The organism is Embleya sp. AB8, from assembly GCF_049739465.1.
Lineage (GTDB): Bacteria > Actinomycetota > Actinomycetes > Streptomycetales > Streptomycetaceae > Embleya.
Genome location: NZ_JBMHHY010000047.1, coordinates 16,661 through 30,863 on the forward strand (window position 1 = coordinate 16,661; position 14,203 = coordinate 30,863).

Annotated in this window: 13 protein-coding genes; 10 read left to right on the top strand and 3 right to left on the bottom strand. The window is 71.1% G+C overall.

The annotated features are described in order from the left end of the window. The first annotated feature begins 2 nt into the window (after nucleotides 1-2). The 3 genes from ABIA38_RS42865 (at nucleotide 3) to ABIA38_RS42875 (ending at nucleotide 3,967) form a co-directional block, all read left to right on the top strand. Entirely contained in the window at nucleotides 3-1,133 is a 1,131-nt protein-coding gene (locus ABIA38_RS42865) for an acyl-CoA dehydrogenase family protein (RefSeq protein ID WP_424644449.1), read from the top strand. Between the two features lie 120 nt (nucleotides 1,134-1,253). Next, nucleotides 1,254-2,054: a crotonase/enoyl-CoA hydratase family protein gene (locus tag ABIA38_RS42870; RefSeq protein WP_424644450.1), complete on the top strand. Its 801-nt coding sequence runs from the start codon at nucleotides 1,254-1,256 to the stop codon at nucleotides 2,052-2,054. 308 nt (nucleotides 2,055-2,362) lie between these two features. After that, a complete protein-coding gene (locus tag ABIA38_RS42875; protein ID WP_424644451.1) occupies nucleotides 2,363-3,967 on the top strand; it encodes an AMP-binding protein in 1,605 nt (534 codons plus the stop codon). An 18-nt stretch (nucleotides 3,968-3,985) separates the two neighbouring features. Here ABIA38_RS42875 and ABIA38_RS42880 read toward each other — a convergent pair whose 3' ends face one another. Continuing rightward, a complete protein-coding gene (locus ABIA38_RS42880) occupies nucleotides 3,986-5,305 on the bottom strand; it encodes a DUF445 domain-containing protein (protein WP_424644452.1) in 1,320 nt (439 codons plus the stop codon). Nucleotides 5,306-5,485: 180 nt separating this feature from the next. Here ABIA38_RS42880 and ABIA38_RS42885 point away from each other — a divergent pair, with 180 nt between their 5' ends. Then, complete coding sequence (locus ABIA38_RS42885; RefSeq protein WP_424644453.1) at nucleotides 5,486-5,815, top strand: helix-turn-helix domain-containing protein; 330 nt, start codon at nucleotides 5,486-5,488, stop codon at nucleotides 5,813-5,815. 22 nt (nucleotides 5,816-5,837) lie between these two features. On the opposite strand, the gene ABIA38_RS42890 is transcribed toward ABIA38_RS42885, so the two are convergent. Both ABIA38_RS42890 and ABIA38_RS42895 read right to left on the bottom strand, forming a co-directional pair. Beyond that, the gene (locus tag ABIA38_RS42890) at nucleotides 5,838-6,569 is read right to left on the bottom strand and encodes a TSUP family transporter (RefSeq protein WP_424644454.1); all 732 of its coding nucleotides are present in this window, start codon (nucleotides 6,567-6,569) and stop codon (nucleotides 5,838-5,840) included. Between the two features lie 216 nt (nucleotides 6,570-6,785). Then, nucleotides 6,786-7,544, bottom strand: coding sequence for a TetR/AcrR family transcriptional regulator (locus tag ABIA38_RS42895; RefSeq protein WP_424644455.1), 759 nt, complete (start codon nucleotides 7,542-7,544; stop codon nucleotides 6,786-6,788). 104 nt (nucleotides 7,545-7,648) lie between these two features. Between ABIA38_RS42895 and ABIA38_RS42900 the strand changes: the two genes are divergently transcribed. The 6 genes from ABIA38_RS42900 (at nucleotide 7,649) to ABIA38_RS42925 (ending at nucleotide 14,200) form a co-directional block, all read left to right on the top strand. Beyond that, a complete protein-coding gene (locus ABIA38_RS42900; protein WP_424644456.1) occupies nucleotides 7,649-7,819 on the top strand; it encodes a hypothetical protein in 171 nt (56 codons plus the stop codon). Continuing rightward, nucleotides 7,816-8,670: an NAD(P)H-binding protein gene (locus ABIA38_RS42905; RefSeq protein WP_424644457.1), complete on the top strand. Its 855-nt coding sequence runs from the start codon at nucleotides 7,816-7,818 to the stop codon at nucleotides 8,668-8,670. The genes ABIA38_RS42900 and ABIA38_RS42905 overlap by 4 nt, the downstream gene beginning before the upstream one ends. Before the next feature lie 165 nt (nucleotides 8,671-8,835). Further along, nucleotides 8,836-9,513, top strand: a complete 678-nt coding sequence (locus ABIA38_RS42910) for a hypothetical protein (protein ID WP_424644458.1) — start codon at nucleotides 8,836-8,838, stop codon at nucleotides 9,511-9,513. Between the two features lie 122 nt (nucleotides 9,514-9,635). After that, entirely contained in the window at nucleotides 9,636-10,913 is a 1,278-nt protein-coding gene (locus ABIA38_RS42915; RefSeq protein ID WP_424644459.1) for a sensor histidine kinase, read from the top strand. Nucleotides 10,914-11,051: 138 nt separating this feature from the next. Beyond that, nucleotides 11,052-11,741: a response regulator transcription factor gene (locus tag ABIA38_RS42920; protein ID WP_424644460.1), complete on the top strand. Its 690-nt coding sequence runs from the start codon at nucleotides 11,052-11,054 to the stop codon at nucleotides 11,739-11,741. 227 nt (nucleotides 11,742-11,968) lie between these two features. Then, nucleotides 11,969-14,200, top strand: coding sequence for an MMPL family transporter (locus tag ABIA38_RS42925; protein ID WP_424644461.1), 2,232 nt, complete (start codon nucleotides 11,969-11,971; stop codon nucleotides 14,198-14,200). Nucleotides 14,201-14,203: the final 3 nt, after the last annotated feature.

Consider the following 14,203-nt stretch of genomic DNA (forward strand, 5'->3'; position numbering starts at 1 on the left):
AAATGGACTTCGATTACACGGAAGAACAGCAGGACCTGGTGGGCCTGGCCGGGCGGATCCTCGGCGAGCGGGTCACCCACGAGGCGCTCACCGCGCTGGATCGGCGGGTCGAGGACGAGGGCGCGCCGCGCCTGGACCGGGAGTTGTGGGCGGAGTTGGCCAAGGCCAATCTGCTCGGGATCGGGCTGCCGGAGGAGTTCGGCGGTTCGGGCTACGGCGTGTTCGAGCAGTGCCTGATCCTGGAGCAGATCGGCCGTACCCTCGCGCCGGTGCCGTTCGGGCCGTCGATCGTGGTGGCCGCGTCGATCCTGAACGAGTTGGGGACGGCCGAGCAGCAGGCGGCGTGGCTGCCGGGGGCGGTGGACGGATCAAGGATCCTGACCTACGCGCTGGCCGAGCCGTATGGGCGGGACGGCGCGGCGCCCGCCACCAAGGCGGCGCGGGTTGACGGGACTTGGCGCCTGGACGGGGTCAAGACCGGCGTGCCGGTGGCCACGATCGCCGACCTGATCCTGGTGTCGGCGGACCTCGGGGGCGGCGCGGCCGGGGTGTTCCTGGTCGAGCCGCAGGCGCCCGGGGTGCGGATCGAGGCGCAGCTGACCACGGCCAAGGAGATCGCCGGCCTGGTGACGCTGGTGGGCGCGGTCGGCGTGCCGCTGGGCGGCCCCGACGCGGCGCTGCGGCTGCGCGACCGGGCCACCCTCGCGCTGTGCGCGACGCAGCTCGGGGTGACCGAGAAGGCGATGCGCGAGACCGCGAAGTACGCGAGCGAACGGGTCCAGTTCAAGCGGCCGATCGGCTCGTTCCAGGCGGTGGGCCACCGGCTGGCCGATGCCTACATCGATGTCGAGGGGATCCGGCTGACCACGTGGCAGGCCGCGTGGCAGGCGGCCGAGGGGCTGGACGCGGCGGAGGCGATCGCCACCGCCAAGTTCTGGGCGGCCGACGGCGGGCACCGGGTGGCGCACGCGGCGATACACGTGCACGGCGGGATGGGGATTGCCGAGGAGCACTTCGTACACCGCTACTTCAACCACGCCAAGCAGCTCGAACTCTCCCTCGGCGGCGCGACCGAGCAGGCGCTGCGGATCGGCGCCGGCTTCGCGGCCACGGCGGCGGGCGAGTTCGCCTGAGCGGCGACTGCTGCGGCTGCCGTGGTTGCTGTGGTTGCCGAACGGCGGCGGCCACGGCCTGCCGCGATGGCTGCGACGGCCGCGACGACATACCCCTGTGACCCCTGGAGACGAGGAAACATGAGCGAACCCCACGCCCTGGTCGAGCGGGACGGCCCCGTCCTGATCGTCACGATGAACCGCCCGGAGGCGCGCAACGCGGTCACCGGCGAGATGGTCCAGATCCTGGAGGCCGCCTGGGACGAGGTCAACGCGAACCCGGAGATCCGGGTGGCCGTCCTCACCGGCGCCGGCGGCGCGTTCTGCGCGGGCGCCGACCTCAAGGCGATGAGTCGGCGTGCGCCGGGCGACGCGTTCAAGGGCGGCGACGGTCGGCCGGCGATGGACATGTCCGTGATGAAGTGGTGTCTCAAGGGCTTCACCCTCACCAAGCCCCTGATCGCCGCGATCGAGGGACCGGCCATCGCGGGCGGCACCGAGATCCTCCAGGCCACCGACATCCGCGTCGCGGGCGAGTCGGCGCGTTTCGGGGTGTCCGAGGTGCGCTGGGGTCTTTTCCCGCTCGGCGGGTCGGCGGTGCGCCTGCGCCGTCAGATTCCGTACACTGTCGCCGCCGACCTGCTGTTGACGGGCCGCCATATCAAGGCGCCCGAAGCCAAGGAGCTCGGTCTGATCGGCCATGTCGTGCCGGACGGCGGTGCGCTGGAGCGGGCGATGGAGATCGCCCACCAGATCGCCGCCAACGGTCCGATCGCCGTTCAGGCGGTCCTGCGCGTTCTGCGTGAAACCGACCAGTTGACCGAGGAAGATGCGTTCAAGCTGGAATCGCAGATCGGCATGCGAGTATTCATGAGCGACGACGCCAAGATCGGTCCGCGAGCCTTCGCGGCGAAGAAGACCCCGGAGTTCAAGGGCACCTGATGTGCCATCGGAAAACTTCGGCATGAAACGGGCCCGCCGGGTCAGGGACGGCAATCCCCCGGCGGGTCCTCATCATTTCGACGCACGGGTGGGGGTCCGGGTTGCGGCCCACCCGCGGCTGATTTCACTGCGCTGCCGAGGGGTCGGCGGGCGGGGGTCGACCGGCGGCGGTGAACCTATTCTTTTGATCGAGTCAAGGGTAAGTTGGCCCGACCCTGCTTCGAGCCGTTCCGGGCTGCTCGTTCGCCAGTTCGCCCGTTGCTCGTTCGTTGTTCGTTCGTTTCGTTCATCCGCCGTGGGAGCCGACCATGACGTCCGTCAGCCCGTCGTTCAACCTCGCCGATCTGTTCGAGATCGTGGTGGACGCGATTCCCGACCGCACCGCGTTGATCGCGGGCGAGGTACGACTGACGTACCGTCAACTGGACGAGCGGGCCAACCGGTTCGCGCACCACCTGCTCGGGGCCGGGATCGAGCCGGGCGACTTCGTCGGGATCCACGCGTGGAATCGCGCCGAGTGGGTCGAGGCGATGATCGGCTGCCACAAGGCGCGTGCGGTGCCGATCAACATCAACTACCGCTACGTCGAGGCGGAACTGCGCTACCTCTACGAGAACTCGGGCATGGTCGCGGTGGTCGCCGAGCGCTCGTTCGCGGGGCTCACCGAGGCGATCCGGGCCGACTTCCCGGCGGTGAAGCACGTGGTGATCCTGGAGGACGGCTCGACCGAACCGGCCGAGGGCACCGTCGGCTACGAGGCCGCGCTCGCGGCGGCCTCGCCCGCACGCGGCTTCGGGGCGCGCAGCGAGGACGATCTGTACGGCCTGTACACGGGCGGTACGACCGGGATGCCCAAGTGTGTGCTGTGGCGCGGCGAGGACATCTTCTTCGCCGCCCTCCAGGCCGGTCGCGGCGCTCGGCCGAAGTTGCCGGCGCCGGGCGAACTGGCGGAGACGGTACGGGAGTCGGCCGGGCTGACCATGCTCGGGCTGGCGCCGATGATGCACGGCGGCGGGCAGTGGTCGATGTGGAACACCTTCTATATGGGCAACACGTTCCTGATGTGGACCGGGCGCACCTTCGACGCGGACGCCGTACTGGCGCTGGCGGCCCGGGAGAAGGCGCTGTCGATGGCGGTGGTCGGCGACGGCATGGGCCGGCCGCTGGCGGACTGGCTGGCGGCCAATCCGGACCGCTACGACCTGTCCGCGCTCAAGGCGGTCAGCAACGGCGGGGCGCCGATGAGCGCCGCGGTCCGGACCGCGCTCGAACAGGCGGGCCTGTTCGTGATCGACAGCTTCGGCGCGTCCGAGACCGGCGCCGCGACCCGGCAGACCGGCGCGCTCGGCGCGGCCACCCGGTTCGCCGCCTCGGACACCACCACGGTGCTCGACGAGCACCTGGTGCCGGTCGAGCCCGGCTCGGGGGAGGTGGGCCGACTCGCGGTCAGCGGACACATCCCGCTCGGGTATCACGGCGACGACGAGAAGACGAAGGCCACCTTCGTCCGGGACGCGGCCGGGCGGCGCTGGGTGTTGCCGGGCGACTCCGCGCTGCTCGACCGGGACGGCAGCATCATCCTGCTGGGCCGCGGCAGCGCGACGATCAACACCGGCGGCGAGAAGGTGTATCCGGACGAGGTGGAGAACGTGCTGAAGTCGCACGCCGACGTGTTCGACGCGGTCGTGGTCGGCGTACCGGACCCGCGCTTCGGCCAGGCGGTCACGGCGCTCGTGGTGGTCCGGGACGGCACCGAACCGACGGCCGAGGCGATCACGGCGCACGCGCGGGCCCGGATCGCGGGCTACAAGACGCCCAAGCGCATCCACTTCGTCGAAGCCGTCCCGCGTACGGCCGCCGGCAAGGTGGACCTGCGCGCGGCGAAGGCGCGGGCGGAGGAACTGTCGCGGTAGCCGGCCCGGTTGCCGCGCTCAGCCGGTGACCTGGGTCACGGTGTGGATCAGCAGGCCGACCAGCGCGCCGACGACGGTGCCGTTGATCCGGATGAACTGGAGGTCGCGGCCGACGTTGATCTCGATCTTGCGACTGGTCTCCTTCGGGTCCCACGCGCCGACCGTGTCGGTGATCAACGCGGTGATCTCGTCGCGGTACGTGGTCACCACGTAGGCGACGGCCTGCTCGATCCAGCGGTCGGCCTTGCCGCGTACGCGCGGGTCCTCGGCGAGTCGCCCGGCGAGCGAGCGCAGCGCGACGGTGACCCGGCTGCGCAGTTCGCTGTTCGGGTCCTCGGTGGCCTCGACGAGCATCGCGCGGGCGGCGCTCCACACCGACGCGATCAGTTCCTGCACGGCCGGGTGCGCGATGGTGCGATCGCGCAGGCCCTCGATCTGGGCGATCATCTGCGGATCGTGCTGGAGGTCGCGGGCCACGTCGGCAAGGAAGTTGTCCACCGCGAGTCGGGCCGGATGCTCCGGATCGTCGCGCACCGCGCCCGCGAACCGGACCAGTTCGCGGTGCACCTTGTTGGCGATCTGCCGGTCCAGGAAGCGCGGTGCCCAGCCCGGCGACTCCTCGCTGACCACGCGCAGCACGGCGTCGCGATGTTGCTCCAGCCAGTCGTGCGCCTTGTCCGCGACCAGGTCGACCAGGCCGTGGTGGGCTCCCTCGCGAACCATCCGGTCGAGCAACTCGCCGATCGGCTGGGCGACCGCCTGGGCGGAGACCCGACGGGTGATCGCGTGGGCGAACACGCTCTGCACGTCCTCGTCGCGCAGCACGGTGAGCGCGGCGCGGGCCAGCGCGCCCAGTTGGTCGGTGACCCGCTCGGCATGCCCGGGGGCAGCCAGCCAGGTGCCGGCCCGCCGGGAGACCTCCATCCGACTCAGCCGCTGCCGGACGACCGACTCGGAGAGGAAGTTCTCCCCGACGAACTCGCCGAGATTGCGCCCGAGGGCGTCCTTGCGGGTCGGGATGATCGCGGTATGCGGGATCGGCAGCCCGAGCGGTCGCCGAAACAACGCGGTCACCGCGAACCAGTCGGCCATCGCCCCGACCATCCCGGCCTCGGCCGCGGCCTGCACGTACCCGGCCCAACTCCCGGCCCCCCGCGCCTCGGCCCACCGAGCCAGTACGAACAACACGACGGCGAAAACCAAAAACCCGGTGGCAATCACCTTCATCCGCCGCACCCCGCGAAGCTTCTCCTCCTCCGCCGCGGTCCGCCCCCCACCCCCACGGCCCGCCCCGGGACGCGACTCGACCGGGGACGCGGGTTCGGCCAGATCTTTCATGAGGATCATTCTGATGATCTGCCCACGCGGGAGCCCCAAACGACACCACGAGAGGGATGTGACTCTCATTCGTGTGCCCGATCACCGGTCGCGGTGGTACGAAGAGGCGATCCCGCTTGCGGAAGCTCGGTGGTGGTGGGTGTTTCGCGAGGAGCAGAAGGAGTTGAAGGAGCAGCGAGCATGAATCCCGCTCGACGTTGGCAGGATGTCAAAGCCGACGCCCACCGTGTCAGTCCGAACCTGGCCGATCCTGCCGTGCAGTCGCGGGCCCGGGCCGAGTTGGATGCCTACGTCGTCGGCTTCCAACTGAAGGAACTGCGCAAGTCGTTGGGCAAGACGCAGACAGAGGTCGCGGCCGTGCTCGGCGTCTCGCAAGCACGCGTGTCGCAGATCGAGACGGGGGATCTCGACGCGATGGAGTTGGAGACGCTGCGCTCGTATGCGGCTGCGCTCGGGGGTCGGCTCGAGGTGGCTGTGAACATCGGTGACGTGTCCTTCCACGTGGCCTGACGCGACGGTCGGGTTCGAGGCGTTACAGGGTCCACAGGCCCTTGGCGAGGGTTGTCGCGCCGCCGGCCAGAGCCAGCCATTGCACGGCGCGTTTGGCCTGGTGTTCGTTGGTGTGGGCGGCCAGGAATTGGCCTATCGCGGCGCCGGATATCAGGGCTGTCGTGATTGTCGTCCAGGACTGCGCGGTCAGGTGGGGCAGTGGTTTGGCGGCCAGGGAGAAGGCGTTCACCACAACCCCGTAGAACTGGGCGTTGGGGACGAACTCGGCGGCGGTCCACCCGGCGTTGAGGGCGTACAGGGATACCGCCGGGCCGCCGACGCCGGCCGAGGAGTTCATGAAGCCACTCGCCGCGCCGGCGGCCACCGCGCCCCGGCGGGCCCGTAGGGCCGGTACACGCACCCCGCGCATCACGAACACCACCGCGACGCAGACCGCCGCGCCGATGCCCGCGAGCAACCACGGCTCCGGCAACCGCGCGGCCACCCACGAGCCCAGCGGGACGGTGCACGCCGCCGCGATCACCAGCGGGAGCATCGCGGCCAGGCGTACCCGACGCCAGGATGCGGCCAGCCCGATCGCGCTGATCACCCCCGCGCCGCCGTTGCACAACACCACCCCCTGCGCCGGGCCGAGCAACAACACCAGGCCGGGCGCCGCGACCAGCGCGAAGCCCATCCCGGTCAGCCGCTGCACCGAGGCGCCGAGCAGCACGATCCCGCCCATGAGCAGGGCGACGGTCCAGGCGTCGGACATGGCGGACCCCGGGTGACTGGATGGTCGGTATAGCTGACGACCCGACAGCTATACCGGAGATCGCCCGCACATGCCTTCGTCGATCACGCCGTGGCCTCCCGGGAGTTGATGGGTGCTCCGGCTCCTGCTCCTGCTCCTGCGGATCCGTAGCCGGGCCGCCGCCGACGGCCGCACGCCTCGGCACGTCGGTGCGCACGACCGAGGCCGCCCGACAAGTCAGCCCGTGGCGAGGATGCCGTTGAGCAGGACCTCGATGCCCCACGCGTCGCGTTCGTCGCCGGAGCCCTCGGTGAGCGTCGGGCGCATCGACACCAGATGCGGGTAGTCCGCCGCCGACAACCGCCCGAACGCCTCGTCCATCTCGGCCACCGCGCTCTCCTCGGTCAACCCCTGCGCGCCCTTGGCGAGGTACGCGGACTGCTCGGCCGCCCGAGCCGTGATGTACAGGTTGATCAGGTCCAGCGCAAGCGAGCGGGTCAGGTCGTCGATCCCCGCGCCGGCCAGCAGAGCGAGGATCGCCTCGGCCAGCGCGAGTGCGTTGGCGCCGGTCGGTACGTCCCCCAGGGCCACCGTCGCGATGCCGCGATGCCGGCCGAGTACGGTGACGGCCGCCTGGATCAGCGCGGTCAACTCCGCGCGCCAGCCCGGGTGCGGCGCCCCGACCGGCCCGACGGCGGGCAGCGGGATCTCGCCGAGCACCCGGTCGTAGACGAGCGCGAGCAACTCGTCGCGGTTGGCCACGTATACGTACAGCGACGCCGCGCCGGTATCCAGCGCCTGGGCGACCCGCCGCATGGTCACCGCGTCGAGCCCGTCCGCGTCCAGGATCGCCAGCGCGGCGGACACGAGCGCGTCCGAGCTGAGCGCGGCCTTGGCCGGCCGCGTGCGCCGGCTGATCGGCGCGGAGTCGGTGGACGCGCGCGACAGCGACTGCGACTGCCGTTGCGGGTGCGGTTCGCCGGGTGAGGTGGCCATGCGGTGAGTATACGCCTTGACGGAACAGTGTTCGGTACGTACGTTGTTCGTAACGAACGCTGTTCGTCCATCGATCATGGTGAAACGACGGCGTCGGGGTCACCATGACCGGCCTGGTCGCCCTCGCCCTCGTGGTCGCCCACTACGGCCCGAACACCACGAGCGTCGAGCCGATCGCGCCGCTGTTCGTCACCGGCCTCGGCATGGGCGCCGTGTTCGCCCCGCTGTTTCCCTCGACTCTTGTCCCACCGCACAAAGGACTTCGCTCACCATGACCACTCTCGTCACCGGCGCCCGCGGCAGTGTCGCGCGCGGCGTGATCGCTCGCCTCGTCGCCGCCGGCCACGAGGTTCGGATCGCCAGTAGCGATCCGACCGAGCTCGAACCGATCGCCGGCGTCGAGGCCGTTCGGCTGTCGCTGCGCGAACCGGACAACGCGGCGGTCGCGTTGCGCGATGTCGACCGCGTGTTCCTGTACGCCGAGGCCGCCGGCATCGCCGACTTCGTCGAGGCCGCGCGGGCCGCCGGCGTCCGGCACCTGGTAGTGCTGTCCTCGGCCTCGACGGCCGCGGCCGATCCGGCGAACAACCCGCTCGCGGCGGGCCATTACGCCGTCGAGGTCGCGGTCGCCGAATCCGGCATTCCGTACACGATCCTGCGACCCGGCGCATTCGCCCGCAACACGATCGGCTGGAAGTACCAACTGCTCGGCGCCGGCGCCATCCAACTCGCCTACCCCGAAGCCCAGATGGCACCGATCCACGAGGACGACATCGCCGACGTCGCCACGGCCGTGCTGGTGGCCGGCGACCACCTCGGCGAGACGCTCGACCTGAACGGCCCCGAATCGTTGTCGTTCGTCGAGCAGATCGCGATCCTGGCCGATGTGCTCGGCCACGAGCTGCCGTTGGCCGAGGTCTCCCGCGAGGCGGCGCGCGCCGGACTCGCCCCCTACATGAACGAGGGCTACGCCGATTCGCTGCTCGATCTGTGGCAGGCGGCGGTCGAGCCCGAGCCCGTCCTCGGCACCACCGAGGCGGTCACCGGGCGACCTGGCAGAACGTTTCGCCAGTGGGCCGAGGAACACCGCTCGGACTTCGCCGAGGTCCGGAACCAGCGCGGGTAAATCCCTGATAACCACCCAGAGATGACGACTTCGGACGGCCGGGCGGGCATTTTCCGCCCGGCCCGACCAGGCTTTGGTGGGGTTCTCGGTCCCTCGTTCCCCAAGCCGAGGCAACGCTGTCTACGCTGCTGTCCAGACCGGCCGTTTTCCGAACTCTGGACGCACATGACCGTCGCGCTTCACACGGGCGCGGGTGCCGCAATCGAGGTACGCCGCGCGCTCCAGGCTGATGAAGCCAAGGACGTTCCCGAACACATCTGGGTCGGCCCGATCGTCCGGGTCCGCCCGCAGGGGGAACGGCACTACGAGGACGTCGCGTACATCGACGCGGCCTCCACGGACGGCATGGGCAGTTCCCCCTCGCGCCACCTGACCCTGTGGGCCGACCGGACCCGGCGGCACCGGATCGCGGCGGTGGGGACCTACTCGGCCGCGCCCGACTACGCGGTCTACAGCATCACCGGGCCGGCCGGGGAACACCTGGCGACGGTGCACCGCGAGCAGGGCAGCATCCGCCGACTGCGCCGCACGTCCTGGACGATCCGCCCGGCGGAGGGGCCCACGCTGCACGCGGCGAAGGGCACCACGTTCGGCTGGATCGCGTGGTGGGCGCTGTCCCCGCTGTGGGGGCTGATGATGGCGGTGGCGGTACTGGGCGGGAAGGCACCGAGGTTGCCGCTGCGCACGATCTGGCGACACGACGGCAAGCGGGTCTTCGAATACCTGGGCAGCGTCGGCACGACGGACTCCTACGACCTGCCGCCGGGCCACACCGACGGCCGCATACTCCTGGCCCTGGCCGCCCTGCACAACAGCCACCCGGGCTGGTACGACCGGCTGTAGTGCGGCCGGCGGCCGGGGGCGATCGGCCGGGTGGTCGGCTCGGTCATACCGCGCGCGCAGTAGGTGGGAGATCGTACCTGGGCAGGACGGGGGCGGCGGGGCCCGGCGCATAGCGTGTGGGCGTGGGTCACCTGGTGTGGGGGAGGCGAGCGGTCCGGGACCATCCGGTCCTGGTGGACCGGGGGTTGGCGGTCTTCGTGTTCGTGGCGGCCGTCGTGGTGCAGCCGTTGGGGGATCCCGAGTCGGTGGGGCAACGGGTCACCGAGTTGGGCGTGTTGCGCTTTCCGGACAACCTCTGGGCCGGGCTGATCAGCCTCTCGCTGGTATTTCGGCGGCGTTGGCCGGGGGTGGTGCTCGCGTGGACCTCGGTCGGCATGGCCGTGTTCATCGTCGAGGGCGGCTATCGCACGGTGTTGTTGTTCGCGCCGATGACCGCCGCGTACACCCTGGCGGTGGAGCGTCCGCGCCGGATCGCCGTACCGGGCACCATCGTTGCCGCGGCCGGGATCGGGGTCGCGGGCCTGGCGTTCGGTGCGCCGTGCTGGCAGGGGCAGGCCGCCGCCGTGCCGCTGACCTGGATGGGCCTCGGCGTCGCGGTCGGCGACGCGGTACGCAGCGGACGGGCGTTCGTCGGGGCGATCCAGGACCGGGCCGATCGGGCGGAGCGTACCCGCGAGGCCGAGGCGGCCCGCCGGGTGGTCGAGGAACGGCTGCGCATCGCCCGGGAGTTGCACGACGTACTCGCCCATCACATCGCGCTGATCCACGTTCAGGCGGGCGTGGTCGCGCAGGTGTTGGACACCGCGCCGGACCAGGCACGGGAGTCGGCCGGTCACATCCGACGGGCCAGTCGCGCGGCGTTGGACGAGATGCGGACCACCGTGGGACTGCTGCGCCGAGCGGACGCCCCGCTGCCCACCGAGCCGGCGCCCGGCTTGGACCGGCTGCCCGCGCTGCTCGCCTCGGTCGAGGCGGCCGGCACCCCGGTGCTCCGCCGGGAAAGCGGCCGAGGTCGCGACCTGCCCGCCGCCGTCGAACTCACCGCGTATCGCGTGGTGCAGGAGGCGCTGACCAACGTCGGGAAGCACGCGCCGGGCGCGACGGCGACCGTACGGATCGGCTACGAGCGCGACGCGGTGTCCGTGGAGGTCGCCAACTCCCGGGCCACCCGGCCGATCGAGCCGGTCGGCGGTTCCGGACACGGCCTGATCGGGATGCGCGAACGGGCGCTCGCGCTCGGCGGTACGTTCGCCGCAGGCCCGCGCGCGGTCGGCGGGTATCGGGTGCGTGTGGTGTTGCCGACGCCCACCAAGGAGCGGTGTCCGGACCGCACCCCGGAGCGGTCCCGGCCCTCCGACGCCGCGCCCCGGGACCCGTCCGTTGCTCACCCGGCGGGCTGAGGCGCCGATGCGTACTCGCGCCCGCCCCATGGATTCTCCGGCCGGAGCCACCCATTTCTCCGGCCGGAGTAACACCCTCCGACCCCGGGCCCGGGGTCTCGCCGGACACTGCTCTCGGATATTCGGATATGAGGCGTCGTGACGATTCGTGTGCTGATTGCCGACGACCAGGCCCTGGTCCGGACCGGGTTCAAGGCGTTCGTGGACTCCGCCGCCGATCTTCGGGTCGTCGGTGAGGCGGCGAACGGCCTCGAGGCACTGCGGTTGGCCCGAACGGTGGAGGCCGATCTGTTGCTGATGGACATTCGGATGCCGGACATGGACGGCCTGACCGCCACCCGGGAGATCACCGCCGACCCGCGCCTCGCGCAACTGAAGGTGCTGATCCTGACCACCTTCGAGATCGACGAGTACATCTTTGCCGCACTGCGGGCGGGCGCGAGCGGCTTCCTGGGCAAGGGCGTCGAGCCGGCCGAACTGCACGATGCCATCCGGCTTGTCGCGCGCGGCGAGGCGCTGTTGTCGCCCGGAGCCACCCGCAGTCTGATCGAGCGTTTCCTCTCCGGCCCACCGGAGAACCTGGACCGGGCCCGCGAGCGGCTGGCCGAACTCACCGACCGGGAGCACGAATCGATGTTCCTGGCCGCCTCCGGGCTGACCAACGAGCAGATCGCCGACCGGCTCGGGATCAGTCGGCTCACCGTCAAGACGCATGTGAATCGGGCCATGGTCAAGCTCGGCGCGCACGACCGCGCGCAGCTCGTGATCGTCGCGTACGAGACCGGCATGGTCCGGGTCGGCCCGGCCGCCCGCCTGTCCGCGCAGTAACTCCCTTCCCGGGCTGCGGCGTTCGCGGTAGTCCGGAAACCCTCCCCTCGGGCGACCGAACCGGGATCCGCCGACGACACGCTGGATGCGGGGGTCGAGCCGAACGCGCAACCGCGCGGCTCGCCTTCATGCCCGCGTCCCGCTCGGTTCGGGACGCCGATCCGGTGCGCCCTTGGAGGTTCGACGTGTCCGTCCTCGCGAATTGGTGCCATCGACACCGTGCCCTGGTGGTGCTGATCTGGGTGTCGGCCCTGGCCGGGCTGCTCGTCGCCGGCCTCCGGGCCGGGTCCGCCACCGACGAGAGCTTCTCGCTGCCGGGCGTCGAGTCGACCAAGGCAACGGACCTGGTGGAGAAGGCACTTCCGGAGCACTCCGGGGCATCCGCGACCGTGGTGTGGCAGGTGGAGCCGGGGCACAGCGTGCGGGAGCCGGCGGTTCGGCAACACATGGTCGAGATGCTCGACCGGATCGCCCGACTGCCCTCGGTCAGCGCGATCAACAGCCCGTACGCGAGTGACCCCGGCGCCGCGGCCCAAGTCGCCAAGGGCGAGCAAGTCGCGTACGCGGACGTCGTGTTCGCCGAACAGGCGGAAGACATCCCGAAGGTCGACGTACGCCGGGTGATCGACACCGCCGAGGCCGCCCGGACCGCCGGCCTGCGGGTCGAGCTGGGCGGCGCGGTGATCAAGGACGTGAACGACGACGGCGCGGACCACAAACGTGAGCTGATCGGCATCCTCGCGGCCGCGCTCATCCTGTTCGTCGCGTTCGGTTCGTTCGCCGCGATGTTGCTGCCGATCCTGACCGCGGTGGCGGGCGTGGGCAGCGGGCTGATGCTGGTCCGGCTGCTGAGCCACGTGATGTCGATCAGCTCGATGGGTCCGATCCTCGGCACCCTGATCGGCCTCGGCGTCGGCATCGACTACGCGCTGTTCGTCGTCACCCGCCATACCGCCGGCCTGAAGGCCGGCCTGTCGGTGCGCGACTCGGTGGTCAAGGCGATGGACACTTCCGGCCGGGCCGTACTCTTCGCCGGCGGCACGGTGGTGATCGCCCTGCTCGGCCTGTTCGTTCTCGACATGAGTTACATCAACGGCGCCGCGGTGGCGGCCGCGACGACGGTGGTATGCACGGTCGTCGCCGCGGTGACCCTGCTCCCGGCGCTGCTCGGCCTGCTCGGGACGCGGGTGTTGTCGCGGCGCGAGCGCCGGCGGGCGGCCGGGGTCGGTGCCTCGGCCGGCGTGGGGGACACGGGCCACGCGGGCCGCGCCGGCCACGGGGGCCACGCGGGCGACACGGCTCGTTCGCCGCGCCCGGCCCGGGAGGGGATGTGGGTGCGTTGGTCGCGGACCGTGCGGCGGCAGCCCCGGCGGCTGACCGTGTTGGCGCTCGGGTTGATCGCGGTGGTGACCATCCCGATGTTCTCGATCCGACTCGGCCTGTCCGATTCGGGCAACGACGCGACCTCGACCACCACTCGGCAGTCGTACGACATGCTCGCGCGCGGCTTCGGCCCCGGCTTCAACGGCCCGCTGCAACTGGTCGCCGAACTGCGCTCGGACGCCGACCGCGCGGCACTGGCCGCGCTGATCGCCGAGGTGGGCCGGACCAAGGGTGTCGCCGAGGTGGCCGCGGTGCCGCTCCCGCCGACTGCGCGGATCGGCATCGTCCGGGTGTTCCCGACCACGTCGCCCCAGTCGAAGGCAACCGCACAACTGATCGACCGGCTGCGCGACGGCCCGGTGCCGGCCGCCGAGCGGACCTCGACGCTCAGCGTCCACGTCGGCGGCGCGACCGCGATCGGCAAGGACTTCTCCGGTGTACTGGCCGACAAACTACCGCTGTTCATCGTGGTGATCGTGGTCCTCGGCTTCGTGCTGTTGCTGGTGGCGTTCCGCAGTCTGCTGGTGCCGGTGACGGCGGCGGTGATGAACCTGCTGGCCACGTGCGGGTCCTTCGGGGTGGTGGTGCTGGTCTTCCAATTCGGCTGGGGCGCCGAGCAGTTGGGCGCGGGTGCGGAGGGGCCGGTGGAGGCGTCGGTCCCGGTGATCATGGTGGCGATCCTGTTCGGCCTGTCGATGGACTACCAGGTGTTCCTGATCAGCCGGATGCACGAGGAATGGGTGCGGACGAAGGACAACGCGCGGGCGATCGCGGTCGGGCAGATCGAGACGAGCCGGGTGATCACCGCCGCCGCGGCGATCATGATCGCGGTGTTCATGTCCTTCGTGTTCGGCGGCCGGCGGGTGATCGCCGAGTTCGGTGTGGGGCTGACCGCCGCGGTGGCGTTGGACGCCTTCGTGCTGCGGACGGTGTTGGTCCCGGCCGTGATGCATCTGCTGCGGCGGGCCAACTGGTGGTTGCCGGCGTGGTTGGACCGGTATCTGCCGCGGCTGTCGATCGAGGCCGCCGGGCCGCCGGTCCCGACCCGGCCGACCTCGGCGCCGAGCCGGCACTGACGA

Coding starts and splice junctions, on each gene's coding strand:
- ABIA38_RS42865 (WP_424644449.1), top strand. CDS start 3: ATGGACTTCGATTACACGGAAGAACAGCAGGACCTGGTGGGCCTGGCC.
- ABIA38_RS42870 (WP_424644450.1), top strand. CDS start 1,254: ATGAGCGAACCCCACGCCCTGGTCGAGCGGGACGGCCCCGTCCTGATC.
- ABIA38_RS42875 (WP_424644451.1), top strand. CDS start 2,363: ATGACGTCCGTCAGCCCGTCGTTCAACCTCGCCGATCTGTTCGAGATC.
- ABIA38_RS42880 (WP_424644452.1), bottom strand. CDS start 5,305: ATGAAAGATCTGGCCGAACCCGCGTCCCCGGTCGAGTCGCGTCCCGGG.
- ABIA38_RS42885 (WP_424644453.1), top strand. CDS start 5,486: ATGAATCCCGCTCGACGTTGGCAGGATGTCAAAGCCGACGCCCACCGT.
- ABIA38_RS42890 (WP_424644454.1), bottom strand. CDS start 6,569: ATGTCCGACGCCTGGACCGTCGCCCTGCTCATGGGCGGGATCGTGCTG.
- ABIA38_RS42895 (WP_424644455.1), bottom strand. CDS start 7,544: ATGGCCACCTCACCCGGCGAACCGCACCCGCAACGGCAGTCGCAGTCG.
- ABIA38_RS42900 (WP_424644456.1), top strand. CDS start 7,649: ATGACCGGCCTGGTCGCCCTCGCCCTCGTGGTCGCCCACTACGGCCCG.
- ABIA38_RS42905 (WP_424644457.1), top strand. CDS start 7,816: ATGACCACTCTCGTCACCGGCGCCCGCGGCAGTGTCGCGCGCGGCGTG.
- ABIA38_RS42910 (WP_424644458.1), top strand. CDS start 8,836: ATGACCGTCGCGCTTCACACGGGCGCGGGTGCCGCAATCGAGGTACGC.